We start from the raw sequence: 15593 nt of genomic DNA, 5'->3' as shown, positions 1-15593 counted from the left end.
CTCCTTACACTTCAAGTTTGCCACTCATTAAGCGTGGTAAAAGCATATCTCTTTGTTTAATTAATAATTGGATTTCATTCCAAAGGTTATTTTGCTCTTGAATAATCGGTTTAATAAAATCAGCAAAAACTATTTGTAATTCATAATCAGGAACCAAAATCTTCATTCCCGTAAATCTACCCCAATGTCTTTTATACTCTTCTGTTACAATAATTTTGTGAACAGCATAAAACAAATAATAGTCATTCAACTTATTTTCATTTTCGCTTATAAATGGAACCACATTTTCACCCAAAGAAAACTCTCTAATCATTAACACAAATTTACATGAATGATCACCAAACAAAAGAACTGGTTTATCAATACTTGCACAATGAGATGGTTCATCATTATGGTAACCTAGGAATTCCGCTGAAGATTGATCAATTACTATTACTTTACCTTCCGATTCCAATTCATTTCTTTTATATAACCGATTAAAAGGCAATCTTTTTACACAGTTCTTTATCTTTTTAACTTCCCAGCCTTTTGGTATGCCATTTTCAAATTCTACATCCTCATATCCAGGAAAGCGGAATCTTACAAACCATTCTTTATATAGATTCTCTGCCATTTGCTCCAACAACTTGATCCGCTTGTTGTTGTTTTCGATGAGGTTGTCGTAAGTTGTCAATATCGATGAAATCTTCTTTTGAATAACAAGTCTTGGTAGTAAAGCTTTGTGTTTTGATAAATTATTTATTGTGATTTGTGATTGAGCCGCCCCCGTATCCAAGTATCTCAAATTATTGCAAACAAATTGATAATATAAGTAACGCATATCTGCAACACTTTCATCAAGATCAACAATGATAGATAGATTCGTGATATAAGATTTTGGCGGTGAAATTTTTACATCCCCTGTACCTCCAACTCCTCTTGCTACCACAATTAAAGTCGGATTTTCAACCATGTATTCACTATAATATCCTGTTATTCTATATCCGCTGAAAACAGGATATCCATCGTCAAGAAACTTATCTTTATCAGGCATCTTTCCATAGCGAAATTTTGCTATATTCCCCAATTTCACATATTTCATATCACTCACCCAACAATTCTTTCAGATTATTTGCGATGAGCTCTTCAAGTTTCTTTGCCTCAGCACTTAATGAAGTGAACTCGGCATTCAAGGATAACATTTCTTCCTTAAACTCTTCCTCGGTTAATCCATCATCTTCTATCACTACACCTACATAACGACCTGCATTGAGGGAGTAGTCCTGTTCAATGATTCCGTCTTCACCATTCATAGGTGCAACTTTACAAAGGCCGATAACATCAGCATATACACCATCTGGGAATCTTTCCGTTAACCAATCAATCTGTGATTGCCAGTAATCTTTAGTTAGGACTTCTTTATCATCAGAAGATTCTGGAGCATTTGCAAGTTCTGTTTTATATTCATCAAGCAAGTCAACAAGAGCTTGTGTATCACCTTGATATAGTTTTGTTATTATGCCAAGGTTCTTAATCTGCTCATCTGAGAACTTTCTATGAGCACGGTCAATCTGAGTAAATATATTTCTGGCATCGATAAATAAGATTTCATTTTTCTTATCAGTGTTTGGCTTCTGTTTATCGAAGAACCAAAGAGTTGCCGGAAGTGTAACAGATGAGAACATATTTGAAGGAAGAGTCACCATTTGTGAAATAATACCTTCTTCAATCATTCTCTTTCTGATTTCATATTCTGAACCAGAAGCATCCGAAGCGGAATTAGCCATAACAAGAGCTGCCTTACCATGCTCATTTAACGCAGTGGCAAAGTAGCCAATCCACAAGTAGTTAGCGTTTGGTACTGTTTCTTTTTTATCTGATTTTTTCTTTGTCGATTTTGTCTTATTTCTTGGTACGCCATACGTATTGAAACGGATATCGTCAGAAACTTTCTCAACCACAACCTCATCAACATTAAAGGGTGGATTTGCCATTACATAGTCAAACTGTCCAAATGCATTATATGGATCAGAATAAAATGAGTTAGCTTGTGTAATATCTCCACGAATATTATTCAGAAGAAGGTTCATCTTTGCCAGTTTAACGGTGTCTGGTTCCTTTTCCACACCATAGCAACGGAATTTCATCTGTTCACTCTCGCTGGCATTGTGATTATGCATGTACCTTGCTGCCTGAACAAACATCCCTCCTGAACCACATGCTGGATCTAGGAACTTCTTTTCACCGGGCTGAGGATCTAATACTTCAACCATATATCTTACAACAGTTGCAGGAGTGTAGAATGTTCCTCCATCCTTACCTTCCGCAAGTGCGAATTTTCCTAAAAAGTATTCATAAATTTCACCAAAGATATCAATAGTGCTATTTTCAGGAATATCCTTGAAAATACGCACGATGTTAGAGAGAAGCTCTGGTTCCTCATCCGGAACAAGCTGTGCGTATACTTCTTTAGGAAGAACTCCTTCCATTCTAGGGTTTTCATCTTCAATAGCTTCCATAGCTTCCTTTACGATGATAGCTTTGTTTGCATCGTCCGGTGCGTCATTGATAAAGTCATAATAAGCACATCCTGGAAGATAGAATCCGCATTTTTCTATTGAGATTTCTTTCATGGATTTTTCCATACGTCCACCTTTAAGACGATTATACTCTTCCTCAATATCTTCCTTATGTTGTTTATATAAAATATCTGCATATCTAAGGAAGATAAGCCCGAGAATAGGCTGACCATATTTATTCGCAGCTAAATGCGCACTTGCACGAAGAACATCGGCAGAATGCCATAGTTTATCTTTTAATTGTTTTAGTTCTGTATCTTTCATTCCCTATTTTTCCTCCTTAATAAATTCAAGTACATCGTTAGGATAGGAGTACCGTTCAGCGATATACAGATACTCTCTAATTTATCTAATGCCATATATTTCCCTGTTGGAGTTATACTATGGAATGGAACTATTAAAATTTATTTAGTAAGTAAATTCCCTAACTCACTGCTCAATCTCTGCTTTATAGAACAGAAATCAAGCCCCTGAACTTTCTCTGCACGTAATCTAATTTTTTCTTCAGTAGTATAAGAATCTAACTCATCTTGAGTGAAAAAATCTTTTGCATCATATCGACGTATAGGTATAATTATTTTATTATAATAAACCAGCATTTTAATAGGATTGGCTCGTAATACCTCGGCCAACCCAGAATCCGCAGTTGCAAAATAGTGGAGATAAATCACATCTGGGTTTTCAATACAATTTAATAAAGTACTTTGCTCCAATAGTCTTATATGAAAAATATCCCATGCTGTATTATGTATTTTATCAATTAACTTATCAGCCTTTAACTGCAACTTTTTAAATATTTCTTGAACCGCACTATCATTTTTCAAAAAAAGTATTAATAAAGTCATTTCCAATTCTAAAAATACGCATAAATCCTCAATACAATAGCGTTTAAACTCAGCCACTTTAGCTTTTGTAGAAAGATTTTTTGTATTTTTCAAAATGAATGCTTTCAATATATAGCAACACACTGCCTCATAATGTTGTATCACCTCATCATTACTTAGGTAGTATTCTGCATCTTCCCAGATTTCTTTCATCCAAATATATTTATCTGGTTTTAGAGTCTGAGGCACATTAGATTGAAATACTTCAAAATTAATGCTATCAAAATAAACATAACTTTCAATCATTTTAGCTAATAATTCACGATTTATTGGGGTGGTATATCTTTCCATTAAAGCAGTTGAAATATTATTTGTTAGACGCAACGATTTAATCTCGTGTAAAAATCTAATTAAATTCTCCTTATCTAGGATATTTCTTCCTCTATATAAATCATGTATGTAAGTAAAAATGTTTAGGTCGTAATTGACAATTCTAGCAACGGGTAAGAAATTATCCTTAGCATTCACAGTATTTTTATCAATAACCCAAATTTTTTGGTAATCTCCCAAACCAATCAGATTAAACTTTCCATAGCTAAATGATTTGCCTATATTACCAAAATTTGACTTTTCTTCATCAAATAGAAAAACTCTACACTTATGAAGGTTCCATCTATTGAAAACTTCCATTTTCTGTATGGTCGTTTCACAATTAATTATCTCCTGAATAAAAGGATATATTTCATCCATAAGCGTTTAACCTCAAAAAAAACTCAGTTGTCTTGTTCATAACAAATAACTTCTTCCCAATAATCATACTCATCACAAATATACAACATTGCATTAAGTAGCTTCAAAAACTCTTGTTCTTCTATTTCTTTCTCCCACCTACCATGTCCAATCATATGTCGATTTGGTTCATCAAGTGTAAACCTATTTGTATCTTTGAAGAAACGATACAGCCAGTGCATCAGTCCTACATCGCTAAACGACTTATCAATAAATATATTATCAATTTCTTTAATCGCTCGGTGACCTACTGGTATTTTTTTCTCTAATGAAGTCAATTCTGAAATTCTATTTAGCGCACCATCAATTGCCAAACTCCCAAGAGTGTATGCTGCATAAAAGTTTTTATTAAAGTAGCAGTCAACCATTGATTTTACTAGGGGAGCCGAGTAACACGGCGAATTTTGTAAGGAAATAATAAATTTCTCATTTTTTAGTTTATCCCTAAGCAACTTAATCCATTCGTCCTCCAAGGTATTCCATTCCTCAGCAAGTATACGCTGATAAACATTTCTGTCACGAAAATAAATAACCCATCCATTTTCTGCTAGCAGTTGAACTCGAGATATAATCTGCTCGATTTCTTCTTGTGTGTAAATCGAAGGCAGTGATTTTAAAAGTTCATTGATGCCACTAAAAATCTTTGAATAATCAATTTGATAGCTAGCAATTAAATTTTTTGCAGAATCTGCAATGTTTTGAATTGCTTGCAAGTGTGTGCTTGATAACGTTTTATTGTACGAAGCAATCACTTCTGACATGACATTAATAGCGTTTTTGTCCACTTGAATTAATGAAGGCAGACTTACTAAAGGAGTCGTCAAATTAGCAATATTCACTAATTTAGCTGAACTTAATACATTTGAAGTTGCAATTAATTCTGAAATAATGTTAGCATTTACAGTTGCTTGAAAGTTACTAAAGGTATCAGCCAAAACAGAAATAGCTGCAGTATTTTGTCCCAATTTTATCTTCTCAGAGAGGTTTGTTGAGCTGTCTAAGGCAATTTTTATAGAGTCTTTTTCAACTTTCTTCACTTTATTACTATCAGTCATTTCGTCCTTCCAAAACAGCTTATTCATATTGTTTATTATACCACTAAAACCCAAAAAGACCTTAACCATTCGGTCACAGTTACTGACAATTTTATCTTAGTCCATCTGTCAAATTTTCCCTTTCTATGTGCTAATTATTCTGTCCAATAACTAACACATAATTAGCACATTAAAAACTATTTTATTTTCTGAACTAAAAATTTTAATCGTTAACTGAAATAATATTCTAAAAAGTTTTTGACTCCTGTCAGATTGTAAAACTTACTATAAAATTGCTTGATTTCCTGTAAGAATATAAACTACTATACTACTTCTACTTCGCTAATGCCTCAGCTCATACAAGCAGTGATACCACTTCGACATAATGCGTTTGTGGGACTCAAAAGGTTTGGGTGAACCTTTTGAGGATTAACTGCGTTTTACCAACAAACTCACACACTCAGCGGTTCGCTGTTACCGTATCGTTTCGTCGTAAACTCCTTACTCTACGACAGCTATCCCATGGACAGATCATCTTTTTCTACTTCGCTGATGCCTCAGCTCGTACAAGCAGTGATACTGCCTCAACATGATGCGTCTGCGGAAATAAATCAACCGGCTGGACTTTCTTCAATTTATAGCCCAACTCTTGATAGAGTTTGATATCACGTGCCATAGTAGCCACATTACAGGAGATATAGGCGATACGGTCTGCTCCTGTTTGGGCGCTGGCTTTGATAAAGCTTTCGGTCAAGCCCTTGCGTGGTGGGTCGACTAGGATGGCAGTTGGTTGGATGCCTTCCTTGAACCAATTCTTCATGGCATTTTCAGCTGTATCGCAGACATAGTGGGCATTGGTGATATTGTTTAATAAAGCATTCTTCTGGCTATTTTCTACTGCTTCTGAAATAACCTCTACTCCATAGACTTCCTTGACATGCTTAGCGACAGATAAGCCAATAGTCCCAATGCCTGAGTAGGCATCAATAACCACATCATCCGACTTCAACTCTGCAAAATCAATAGCCGTTTGATAAAGTTTCTCTGCCATTTCGGTATTGACCTGGTAAAATGCTGGTCCAGAGATTTGGAAATCATTGCCCAACATTTGATCAGTAATGTAATCTTGACCATAAAGCGTACGCCATTCTTTCCCGAAAATGGCATTGGTATTTTGGTCATTGATATTCTGCATAACAGACACAATTTCTGTAAATTGCTTGATTAGTTGTTCAATCAATTGTTCTACTCGGAAAACTTTAGGACGAGTTGTTACCAAAATGACCATGATTTGTCCTGAATGATGACCACGACGGACTACAAGATTGCGAATCAAGCCAGATTGTTCTTTTTCATCATAAGGCTTCAAATCATAGCGGCGAAGCAAATCTCGTAAAGCCACAATAACCTGGTCAATAACTGGATCCTGAATGTAAAAATCTTCCAATGGCATAAGGTCATGAGAATTCTTACGGAAGAAACCAGTTTCTAGAACACCATTAACACGACGAACAGGTACCTGAGCCTTGTTACGATACTTGATAGGATTTTCCATACCAAGAGTATCAGCAACCTCTACATCTGAAATTCCAGCAATCTTATAAAGACTGTCTTTTACTTGTTTAGTTTTAAACTTAAGTTGCTCTGGATAAGCTAGATGACCTAGGTCGGCGATTCCAGAACGCAAGTAAGCCAAATCTAAGTCTTGATTACGATGTGGAGATTGCGCAAGGTATTCCTCAACCTTACCAAAGCCAATTTTCTTGTTGACTTTAAGGACACGCATGAGGATTTTCTCAGTCGGTAGAGCATTCTCTACAAAAAAGACCAAGCCATCTACCTTGGCAACACCTGCTCCTTCATGTGTCAAATCGACAATCTCTACTTCTACAATATCATTTTTCTTTAACATAATTTTCACTTTCTATCAGCCGACAAAAAAAGACGGCAACTGTTCTGTTACCATCTATTATACCATGAATTACCCTAAGCACCAAAACTCTTGAAAAAGTTTACAATTGCTTGCCAAATAGCACTGAGGATATTGCCACCGTCTTGAATAGCTTTATTAGCATCAAAGTTAAGGTCTATATTGCTAAAACTATCTCCTGCTTGCGCGACGATACTTTGTTTCAGATCCTTTAGAGTCTTTGTGAAATCTTCGTTATTGAGAATATCACTCTTGGAAAGATTGAAGGCAAAGTTGATGATGATATTAATCTGATTTCCTGTTATAACCTGATCCAACTTATAATTTTTCAACGTATCTTCAACAATCTTACGAACATCATCTTCAGTAAGCTCACCCTTAGACTCTTTAGCTTTAGCGATAGCAGATTTGATATCGGCAAGGGCTACATTGAGTTTATTGGCATCATAGCCTGATTTGTCCTTGTTTTCATCGTTAATGTCTGACAAGGCTTTTAGCTCTTCCTGAGCTAGGTCTTTATTTTCTTGAGGAAGTTGAACACCATTAGCTTCTAGCGAATAGTAAATACCTGCTAGGGCACTTTCACCTGTTACAGGGATTGGTGCAGCTACGGTGATGCGCGCATGCTCCACACCCAAGGTAACGGCCGCATTACGGTACATGTCTTGGGTCACTTTAGTGATATTTTCAGGGGTTTCAATCTTCACTTCAAGTGGAGATTTTTCACCTAATTTTTGAATTTTTGCAGACGAATAGAGCTGGAGACTAGAGTCATTAGCGACGTTCATAATCTTTGAGTAGACATCTGGCGTCATAGTCTTCAATTCTTTGGTATCTGTAGAGGCGCTATAGCCGAGTTTTTTTAATGTTTGATTTTTTTGATCTTCAGTGAGAGAAGAACCCAAGACGTACTCAGGTTGAACATAAGTTTCATCAATTACTTTTTGAACATCAGTGGCTGCTTGAGCGCTTTGCAAAGTTGCAACTGCTAAAAGAACTGCAGCACTAGTCAGAAAGAATTTCTTTCGCATGAGACGTTCCTCCTTTTCCTATCTAGGATAGTCTATTAGCCTTAAAGAAAGCTTATAAAAACACCTAGAATTTTCTAAGTGCTTAAAATAGATTAAAAAATTTAATAATATAGAGATTTAGTTGAACCTGTCTAGAGTAATAATAGTTCCCTCCATCTACATAAAGTTCTCCACCTTGAAAGATGGAAATTGGATTGACATATCGATAGGTTTTTCCAGTTGTATTTCCTAAAATCGGAGCAACGGTATCTCTTGAGTATTGTTTAGCTAGGGCAAGGGTATTTTCTTTCCCATTTTGGGCGATAAAATCAATATAAGCAGGTCCAAAGTTATAGGCCTGTACAGCAGTCCAAACATCTACACCCTTTTCTTGAGCTAAATAAAGATTCTCTGTCAAGGTTTGAATTCCCTGACGAATACTACTCCTATTGTCAGAGATTGTATTTGTAGTTCCGCTGGCAGACTCACTTGACTGCATCACATCACTTTCTTTACCTTTGGTTTCGGTATAAATCATGGCCAGGACTAGTTCTTCATTTGCGGGTGTATCTTGCTCACTTAAAACCTCTCGTACCAAGGATTGATAGGTCATGACCTGCTTCACATCCCGATACATATGAAAAAGTTTATAACCAGTAAATAAGATAAGAACAAGCACCAAGACCCTTCTTATAAATTTAAACATTATTTGCTTTGTATATCCTCGATGTTTTTGATTAAGATAGAGTAGGTACCATTGTCATTTTGGATAAATTCGACCGACTCAGCATCTTGGTAAATATTATTAGGTACGATTAACTCAATCCCATTTGACAAGGAGAGTTTTTGGTTTTCAAATTTCTTTAATTGACGACTAGCATCGATTTCATCAAATTGAACTGGCTCTGGCACTGCTTCCTTGACTTGATCAATAAAGCTAAGACGTGCAGTGAGATTGTTGTCAAAAAGGTCATTAGCCAATTTTTCAGGAGACAATTCATTGCTTTCTTCAAGATTGTTGAAAATAGCAGACTTGACCTTGGATTGAAACTGGAAATCGTCTGTGTTGAAGGTTTCTGCAATTCTTTGAGCCGTTTTTTCCAGTTCCTTGATGGACTTCTTAGGTGAAATCTTTGGCTGAGCCTGGATCAGATTCTCAGAAAAATAGTTCAAAAAAGTCCCGTTATACTTGATTCGTTTCTCAATAAGATGATATTTTCGACTCTGAAGATTGACCACCAAGGCCTCATCAGCCCCTGTACCAAATCCAGGAAGATTGTTTTGAGTCAGCTTGATTGGATTATCAACCTCTCCACCGAGGTGAGTCAAGGTCTCACGCAGGGCAATTCGCAAGAAAGCGAAATGCTCTACTCCTTCTTTAGAAAATTGCACAAAAATCAAGTCATTGGTCTTAAGATTTTCGGAAATGCTGAATTCCTCTTTCCAGAGATTAGCCAGCGTCACCGATGTCTCCAACAAATCGTCTGTGATGTGATTGAAGAAGGAATTTTCTTCTTCGAAAATCCCAGTCTTAGCTTCATCCGAATACACACGTTCGATTTTCTTGCGCAGGTATTCTTCGATTTTTGGAGTGATATTGAGAAATTTATCCGCTAGGAACAGCTCGGTATCATCCGGACTGAACTGATGGATAATAGCTTTCTTAATATAAATGTCCATAAAAATTTTAATCCTCGTATAATGGGAAGGCATCTGTCAAGGCTTTGACTTCGCTTCTCACTTCTTCTAAAACAGCCTCATTTTCTGCATTTTTAAGGGTTTTAATGATCAGTTCAGCTACTTTACGGCTCTCTGCTTCAGCAAAACCACGTGCAGTTGTTGCCGCTGCACCGATACGAATACCACTTGTCTTAAATGGTGACAATGTTTCGTAAGGGATTGAGTTTTTATTTAGGGTAATATTGACCTCATCTAGCAAGTTTTGAGCAACTTTTCCGTTCTCCACAACCTTGGTTACATCAACTAGGAAGAGGTGGTTTTCAGTACCACCAGAGATAATACGGAAATCAGGGTCTTGCAAGAAGACTTCTGCCATAGCCTTGCTGTTCTTAATAACATTTGCTGCATATTCCTTGAAGGCTGGATCCAAAACTTCTTTAAAGGCAACAGCCTTAGCAGCAACAACGTGCTCTAATGGCCCACCTTGGATACCTGGGAAGATAGCTGAGTTAATTTTCTTAGCAAGATCTTCGTCGTTGGTCAAAATCAAACCACCACGTGGACCACGAAGGGTTTTGTGCGTCGTTGTTGTTGTAATATGTGCATAAGGCACTGGACTTGGATGAAGACCAGCAGCAACCAAGCCAGCAATATGAGCCATATCTACCATGAGTTTCGCACCAACAGCATCTGCAATTTCACGGAATTTTGAAAAATCAATAATTTGAGAGTAGGCTGAAGCTCCTGCTACGATTAATTTTGGTTTTACTTCTTGGGCTTGTTTTAAGATAGCATCAAAGTCCAATAGTTCGGTATCAGGATCAACGCTATAAGAAACAAAGTTGTAGGTTTGGCCTGAGAAACTTACTGGAGCTCCGTGAGTCAAGTGCCCACCTGCTGCCAAATCCATCCCCATGACCGTATCACCTGGCTCAATCAAGGCCATGTAAGCTGCACAGTTGGCTTGACTTCCTGAGTGAGGTTGGACATTGGCAAACTTAGCACCAAAAATTTCTTTTGCACGTTCAATAGCTAGACTTTCTACCACGTCTACCACATCAGTTCCACCATAATAGCGACGTCCTGGGTAACCTTCGGCGTATTTATTGGTCAAGATAGACCCTTGAGCAGCCATAACAGCCTTAGAAACGACATTTTCAGACGCGATTAGCTCAATATTGTTTTGTTGGCGTTCCTCTTCTTTGGCAATGGCATTCCAAAGATCTGCATCATATGCTTTAAAATCATCTTTGTCAAAAATCATAGGTCTTCTCCTTTATAGTGTGACAGGTCTTTAGTTTGTTTTTACAACAAGAATATAAAATCCAAACTAAAAAATGCGAATAAACCGTTTCTGCGTCTTATCACAGGTATAACCAACTTTTTCATAGAAAGCATGCGCACCTAAACGATGGTCTGCAGAATTTAAGCGGATAAACCCATAATCACGTCTTTTTGCTTCTTCTTCCAACCCTTGTAATAAGCTTTTACCAATACCTTGACCTTGCGCTTGAGGTGAAACTGCTAAGGCTAAAATATTAAATCCTGCTTTAGAATAAAGTGATTCATAAACCTCGGCATGAACATAACCAACTAAGTCATGGCTGGTCGAATCCTCGAAACCCAGTAGGTAATGATGTGAGTCTTGAGATAACTTAGCTAGTTGACTAGCCGTTTCCTCTAAACTAAACGAATAGCCTAAAGTTTCTTTGTTAATCTCACAAATAGCTGCAACATCTCTTGTTTTCAAATCACGTAGCATATCATACCTCCTCAAAAAGAATGGCTGGTATCTTGGCAAGGATATCTTCTCGAGTAATCGCTCCTTGGCGTAGAATCTTTACCTTGTCGCCAGATAAGTCTAAAATAGTCGAATCCTGACCCGTTAAAAAAGCATCGTCTTCTAGTCCCAAGACCACTTGGTCAAAGTTTTGAAGAATCTTGTGAAAATCTACTCCACTTGATTGACCTGAAATATTGGCAGAAGGTCCGATTAAGGGGCCAAACTCACGAATCAAGTCCAGAGTTACAGGATGACTCGGCATGCGAAATCCAACAGTAGTCAAGTCTGAATTTACCCAGTAGGGAACTCTGTCATTAGCTTCTAGGATAATCGTTAGTGGACCCGGTAAAAAGGCATCAACAAGATTCTTTAGATAATCTGGTTGATTTTTAGAAAAATACAAGATGTCATCGATAGAAGCGACATTCAGATTAAGCGCCTTATCTCTAGGGCGACGTTTAAGCTGATAAACATGGTCAACAGCCTTTTTATCTAGAGCTTTTGCAAAAAGTCCATAAACAGTCTCCGTTGGCAAAACAACAGCGCCACCATTTTCAAGCTCTTGCTTAATTTTCTCCATCATCAACAACAACCATCCTATCTTGGCCAAATTGATCTTTGAGGGTTCGCACTCTTTTATCAGGAAGATTTTCCTTAAAAAGAGTAGGAACACTAAAACCTTGCTTGTATCCAATTTCAAGGTAAATCTTACCACCATCATTTAGATAGTCTTTAGCTTCCTCCGCGATTCTGCAATAGATCGCTAGACCATCCTCATCTGCAAAGAGGGCTAAATGTGGCTCTGAATGGAGAACATTCAAACCAACTTCTGCCTCATCTACTCGAGATATATAAGGTGGATTGGATACAATTATATCATATTTTGAAGAAATTTCGGAGAAACAATCAGATTTAATAAAGGATAATGTTAGACCTTGATTATTAGCATTTTCGCTGGCTACATCTAAAGCATCTTGGGAAATATCTGCTGCTGTCACTGACCAATCTTGTTTGTTTTTGGCTAAGGCGAGAGCAATAGCTCCACTACCTGTTCCAATATCCAGAACTGAAAGATTCGTCTCAGGATTTTCAGCTAGAATAAGCTCCACCAACTCTTCTGTCTCTGGACGGGGAATCAAGACCCGCTCATCAACCTTTAACTGCATCCCCAAAAATTCTGCATGACCGATAATGTACTGTGCAGGTATATGATTTGCCAGTTTCGTGTAAATTTCCTCTACAAACTCTTTTTCTTCCTCTGTAACTTCTTGCTGAAGGGCAAAGACGAAGTCAGTAAAAGATAGATTTTTCAGGCTACGATAGACAAAGGAGAGGCTTTCTGCTTCCTCTCCTTGCGCTATCAACTTTTCCTCAAAATCTTTAAACATTTGAGCTAATTTCATTATTTGTTTAATTCTTCCAATTTTTGTGTTTGGTCATAAAGAACCAAGGCGTCCACAACTTCATCTAGTTTACCAGACAAAATCGTATCTAGTTTTTGAAGAGTCAAGCCAATACGGTGGTCGGTAACACGGTTTTGTGGGAAGTTATAAGTACGGATACGTTCTGAACGGTCACCAGTACCGATAGTAGACTTACGCTCTGCGTCCTGCTCGTCTTGGGCAATCTGTGCAAAGTGGTCAGCAACACGCGCACGAATGATCTTCATTGCCTTCTCACGGTTTTTCTGCTGGGTACGTTCTTCCTGCATTTCAACCTTGATATTGGTTGGCAAGTGAACGATACGAACGGCAGTCGCAACCTTGTTGACGTTCTGTCCACCAGCTCCAGATGCGTGGTAGATATCCACACGAAGGTCTTTTGGATCAATATCGTACTCTACTTCTTCCACTTCAGGCATGACAAGGACAGTAGCTGTCGAGGTATGAACACGCCCTTGACTTTCTGTCACAGGGACACGTTGAACACGATGGGCACCAGACTCATACTTAAGCTTAGAGTATACAGACTGACCTGATACCATAGCAACCACTTCCTTGAAACCACCTACACCGTTCATTGAGGCTTCCATGACTTCAAAGCGCCAGCCTTGGGCTTCCGCATACTTTTGGTACATAGTTAGCAAATCCCCAGCGAATAGTGCTGCTTCATCTCCACCAGCTGCTCCACGGATTTCAAGTATGATGTTCTTGTCATCGTTTGGATCTTTAGGAAGGAGCAAGATTTTCAGTTTTTCTTCGTACTCTTCTTTTTCAGCCTTAGCATCTTTCAATTCTTGTTTGGCCATTTCTTCCAAGTCAGCATCTCCGCCTGATTCTTTAATCATCTCTTCGGCGTCGACAATATTCTGAAGGACTTGTTTGTATTCGCGGTAGGCATTTACGGTATCACGAGTAGAAGCTTCCTCTTTTGAAAGCTCCATGAAACGCTTGGTATCAGAGACCACATCTGGGTCGCTCAGCAATTCTCCCAACTCTTCATAACGGTCTTCTACAGCTTGTAGTTGATCATAGATGTTCATTTTTTCTCCTTATTTCTCAATTGTTAAATCATAGATTGCTACTACTTCATTCTCAAATATTTCCCCAGTTTCTTTAAATCCATAACTGAGGTAACAAGATCTTGCGTGTTCATTTTCCGGTTCATAAGACAACCAAAGTTTATTGCTTAAACCTACTGGCGCTGTCCGAACATAGTCTAGTACTTTATCCATAATTGGTTTAAAATATCCTTGATTTTGAAAATTCTTATCAATCATAAAACGAAATAGTAAATAATTTCCACTACTAATTCCTATCTTTTTGTCATAAGCTAACATTACAAAACCTATAATTGCATCATTATCATAAACTGCCAATGGAGCTACAAAATCTCCATTTTTAGTGTAGACGTATGCTTCAGCTAAACTAATTGCATTGGTTGCAATGAATTGTTTTTGATATTCCTTGACATCCAAATTCAAAACATCAAAATAATTTTCCATTGTAACATCTCTTAGTTCAATTGTCATAGCTTTGCTCCTTGTTAGAAGTTATCATTGGCGCAAAATAATGTTTACGGCAAACCGAGATATAGGTTTCATTGCCACCTATCTGGATCTGCTCACCATCATAGACTGGCAATCCGTCCTGCGTACGCAAGACCATGGTCGCTTTTTTCTTGCAATACTGACAGATGGTTTTGATTTCATCGATTTTATCTGCCAAGAGCAAAAGGTGTTTGGAGCCTTCAAACAGCTCATTACGAAAGTCATTTTTTAAACCAAATGCCATAACAGGTATATCTAACTCATCCACAACACGAGCTAGGTCGTAAACATGGTGACGCTTTAAAAACTGGGCTTCATCGACAAGTACACAGTATGGCTTTTCAGGTAAGTCTCGGATAAATCCAAAGATATCCGTTGTTTCCTCAATAGCAACTGCTGGTCTTTTCATTCCAATTCGACTTGAAACATAGCCAACACCGTCACGCGTATCCAGAGCCGAAGTCATAATCACAACTCCCTTTCCTTGCTCCTCATAGTTATAGGCTACCTTGAGAATCTCAATCGTCTTGCCTGAGTTCATGGTCCCATAACGATAATACAACTGTGCCATGCTTCTATTTCACGTCCATTTCTAAATTTTTTGCTACATTCTAGTATACCATATTTTCTCAAAGCTTTAAATGGCAAATTGTGGTAAAATAGAAGAAATCAAATATCTAGTGGAGGACGCAATTATGCCATTTGTACGCATTGATTTATTTGAAGGACGCACGTTAGAGCAAAAGAAAGCCCTAGCCAAGGAAGTAACGGAAGCTGTTGTTCGCAACACTGGTGCACCTCAATCTGCTGTTCATGTCATTATCAACGATATGCCTGAAGGAACCTATTTCCCACAAGGCGAAATGCGCACTAAGTAAAGCTTAAGCAATCTGCTTAGGCTTTTCTTTATAAGTGCCATTCGTTGAATAAAACACTATATTTTGTTACAATTTGAAGAGATATTAGTCTATACAAACAAATAAACTATAAGGAATT

The 15593-nt window shown here is 37.6% G+C and carries 16 protein-coding genes; 1 reads left to right on the top strand and 15 read right to left on the bottom strand.

Annotated elements, in window-relative coordinates; all coding sequences use genetic code 11:
* Window positions 1-4: 4 nt before the first annotated feature.
* The 15 genes from QM469_RS08905 to QM469_RS08835 all read right to left on the bottom strand — a co-directional run bounded on the left by QM469_RS08905 (window position 5) and on the right by QM469_RS08835 (window position 15168).
* Window positions 5-1081 carry a restriction endonuclease subunit S gene (locus QM469_RS08905; protein WP_414276591.1) on the bottom strand — a complete coding sequence of 359 codons (1077 nt, stop codon included), beginning with the start codon at window positions 1079-1081 and terminating at the stop codon, window positions 5-7.
* A 1-nt stretch (window position 1082) separates the two neighbouring features.
* Complete coding sequence (locus QM469_RS08900; RefSeq protein ID WP_371607812.1) at window positions 1083-2822, bottom strand: type I restriction-modification system subunit M; 1740 nt, start codon at window positions 2820-2822, stop codon at window positions 1083-1085.
* A gap of 140 nt (window positions 2823-2962) precedes the next feature.
* On the bottom strand, window positions 2963-4132 hold the full coding sequence (locus QM469_RS08895; protein ID WP_414273630.1) for a hypothetical protein: 1170 nt from the start codon (window positions 4130-4132) through the stop codon (window positions 2963-2965).
* 23 nt (window positions 4133-4155) lie between these two features.
* Window positions 4156-5226: a hypothetical protein gene (locus QM469_RS08890; protein WP_414276586.1), complete on the bottom strand. Its 1071-nt coding sequence runs from the start codon at window positions 5224-5226 to the stop codon at window positions 4156-4158.
* A gap of 520 nt (window positions 5227-5746) precedes the next feature.
* Window positions 5747-7117 (bottom strand): 23S rRNA (uracil(1939)-C(5))-methyltransferase RlmD, encoded by a 1371-nt coding sequence (gene rlmD / locus QM469_RS08885; RefSeq protein WP_414273628.1) that lies wholly within the window; start codon window positions 7115-7117, stop codon window positions 5747-5749.
* Between the two features lie 74 nt (window positions 7118-7191).
* Window positions 7192-8166 (bottom strand): DUF1002 domain-containing protein, encoded by a 975-nt coding sequence (locus tag QM469_RS08880; protein WP_414273627.1) that lies wholly within the window; start codon window positions 8164-8166, stop codon window positions 7192-7194.
* A gap of 82 nt (window positions 8167-8248) precedes the next feature.
* Entirely contained in the window at window positions 8249-8851 is a 603-nt protein-coding gene (locus QM469_RS08875; RefSeq protein ID WP_414276585.1) for a lysozyme family protein, read from the bottom strand.
* Window positions 8851-9825: a nucleoid-associated protein gene (locus QM469_RS08870; protein WP_414276584.1), complete on the bottom strand. Its 975-nt coding sequence runs from the start codon at window positions 9823-9825 to the stop codon at window positions 8851-8853. Before QM469_RS08870 ends, QM469_RS08875 begins: the two co-directional genes overlap by 1 nt.
* A gap of 7 nt (window positions 9826-9832) precedes the next feature.
* Complete coding sequence (gene glyA, locus QM469_RS08865; RefSeq protein ID WP_414276583.1) at window positions 9833-11089, bottom strand: serine hydroxymethyltransferase; 1257 nt, start codon at window positions 11087-11089, stop codon at window positions 9833-9835.
* A gap of 66 nt (window positions 11090-11155) precedes the next feature.
* Entirely contained in the window at window positions 11156-11587 is a 432-nt protein-coding gene (locus QM469_RS08860) for a GNAT family N-acetyltransferase (protein ID WP_311522714.1), read from the bottom strand.
* A 1-nt stretch (window position 11588) separates the two neighbouring features.
* The gene (locus QM469_RS08855) at window positions 11589-12191 is read right to left on the bottom strand and encodes an L-threonylcarbamoyladenylate synthase (RefSeq protein ID WP_414276582.1); all 603 of its coding nucleotides are present in this window, start codon (window positions 12189-12191) and stop codon (window positions 11589-11591) included.
* Window positions 12175-13011: a peptide chain release factor N(5)-glutamine methyltransferase gene (prmC, locus tag QM469_RS08850; RefSeq protein ID WP_414276581.1), complete on the bottom strand. Its 837-nt coding sequence runs from the start codon at window positions 13009-13011 to the stop codon at window positions 12175-12177. Before prmC ends, QM469_RS08855 begins: the two co-directional genes overlap by 17 nt.
* Window positions 13011-14090 carry a peptide chain release factor 1 gene (gene prfA, locus QM469_RS08845; protein ID WP_414276580.1) on the bottom strand — a complete coding sequence of 360 codons (1080 nt, stop codon included), beginning with the start codon at window positions 14088-14090 and terminating at the stop codon, window positions 13011-13013. Before prfA ends, prmC begins: the two co-directional genes overlap by 1 nt.
* 9 nt (window positions 14091-14099) lie before the next feature.
* On the bottom strand, window positions 14100-14579 hold the full coding sequence (locus tag QM469_RS08840; protein ID WP_414276579.1) for a GNAT family N-acetyltransferase: 480 nt from the start codon (window positions 14577-14579) through the stop codon (window positions 14100-14102).
* Window positions 14569-15168, bottom strand: a complete 600-nt coding sequence (locus QM469_RS08835) for a thymidine kinase (protein WP_414276578.1) — start codon at window positions 15166-15168, stop codon at window positions 14569-14571. The genes QM469_RS08840 and QM469_RS08835 overlap by 11 nt, the downstream gene beginning before the upstream one ends.
* Before the next feature lie 124 nt (window positions 15169-15292).
* Here QM469_RS08835 and QM469_RS08830 point away from each other — a divergent pair, with 124 nt between their 5' ends.
* The gene (locus QM469_RS08830; protein ID WP_001117401.1) at window positions 15293-15475 is read left to right on the top strand and encodes a 4-oxalocrotonate tautomerase; all 183 of its coding nucleotides are present in this window, start codon (window positions 15293-15295) and stop codon (window positions 15473-15475) included.
* The last annotated feature ends 118 nt before the right edge of the window (window positions 15476-15593 follow it).

Origin of the sequence: Streptococcus infantis (assembly GCF_047464215.1) — a bacterium.
GTDB classification, from domain to species: domain Bacteria; phylum Bacillota; class Bacilli; order Lactobacillales; family Streptococcaceae; genus Streptococcus; species Streptococcus infantis_P.
The sequence above is the reverse complement of the archived record's forward strand: the minus strand, read 5'-3'. Positions and strand labels throughout refer to the sequence as shown.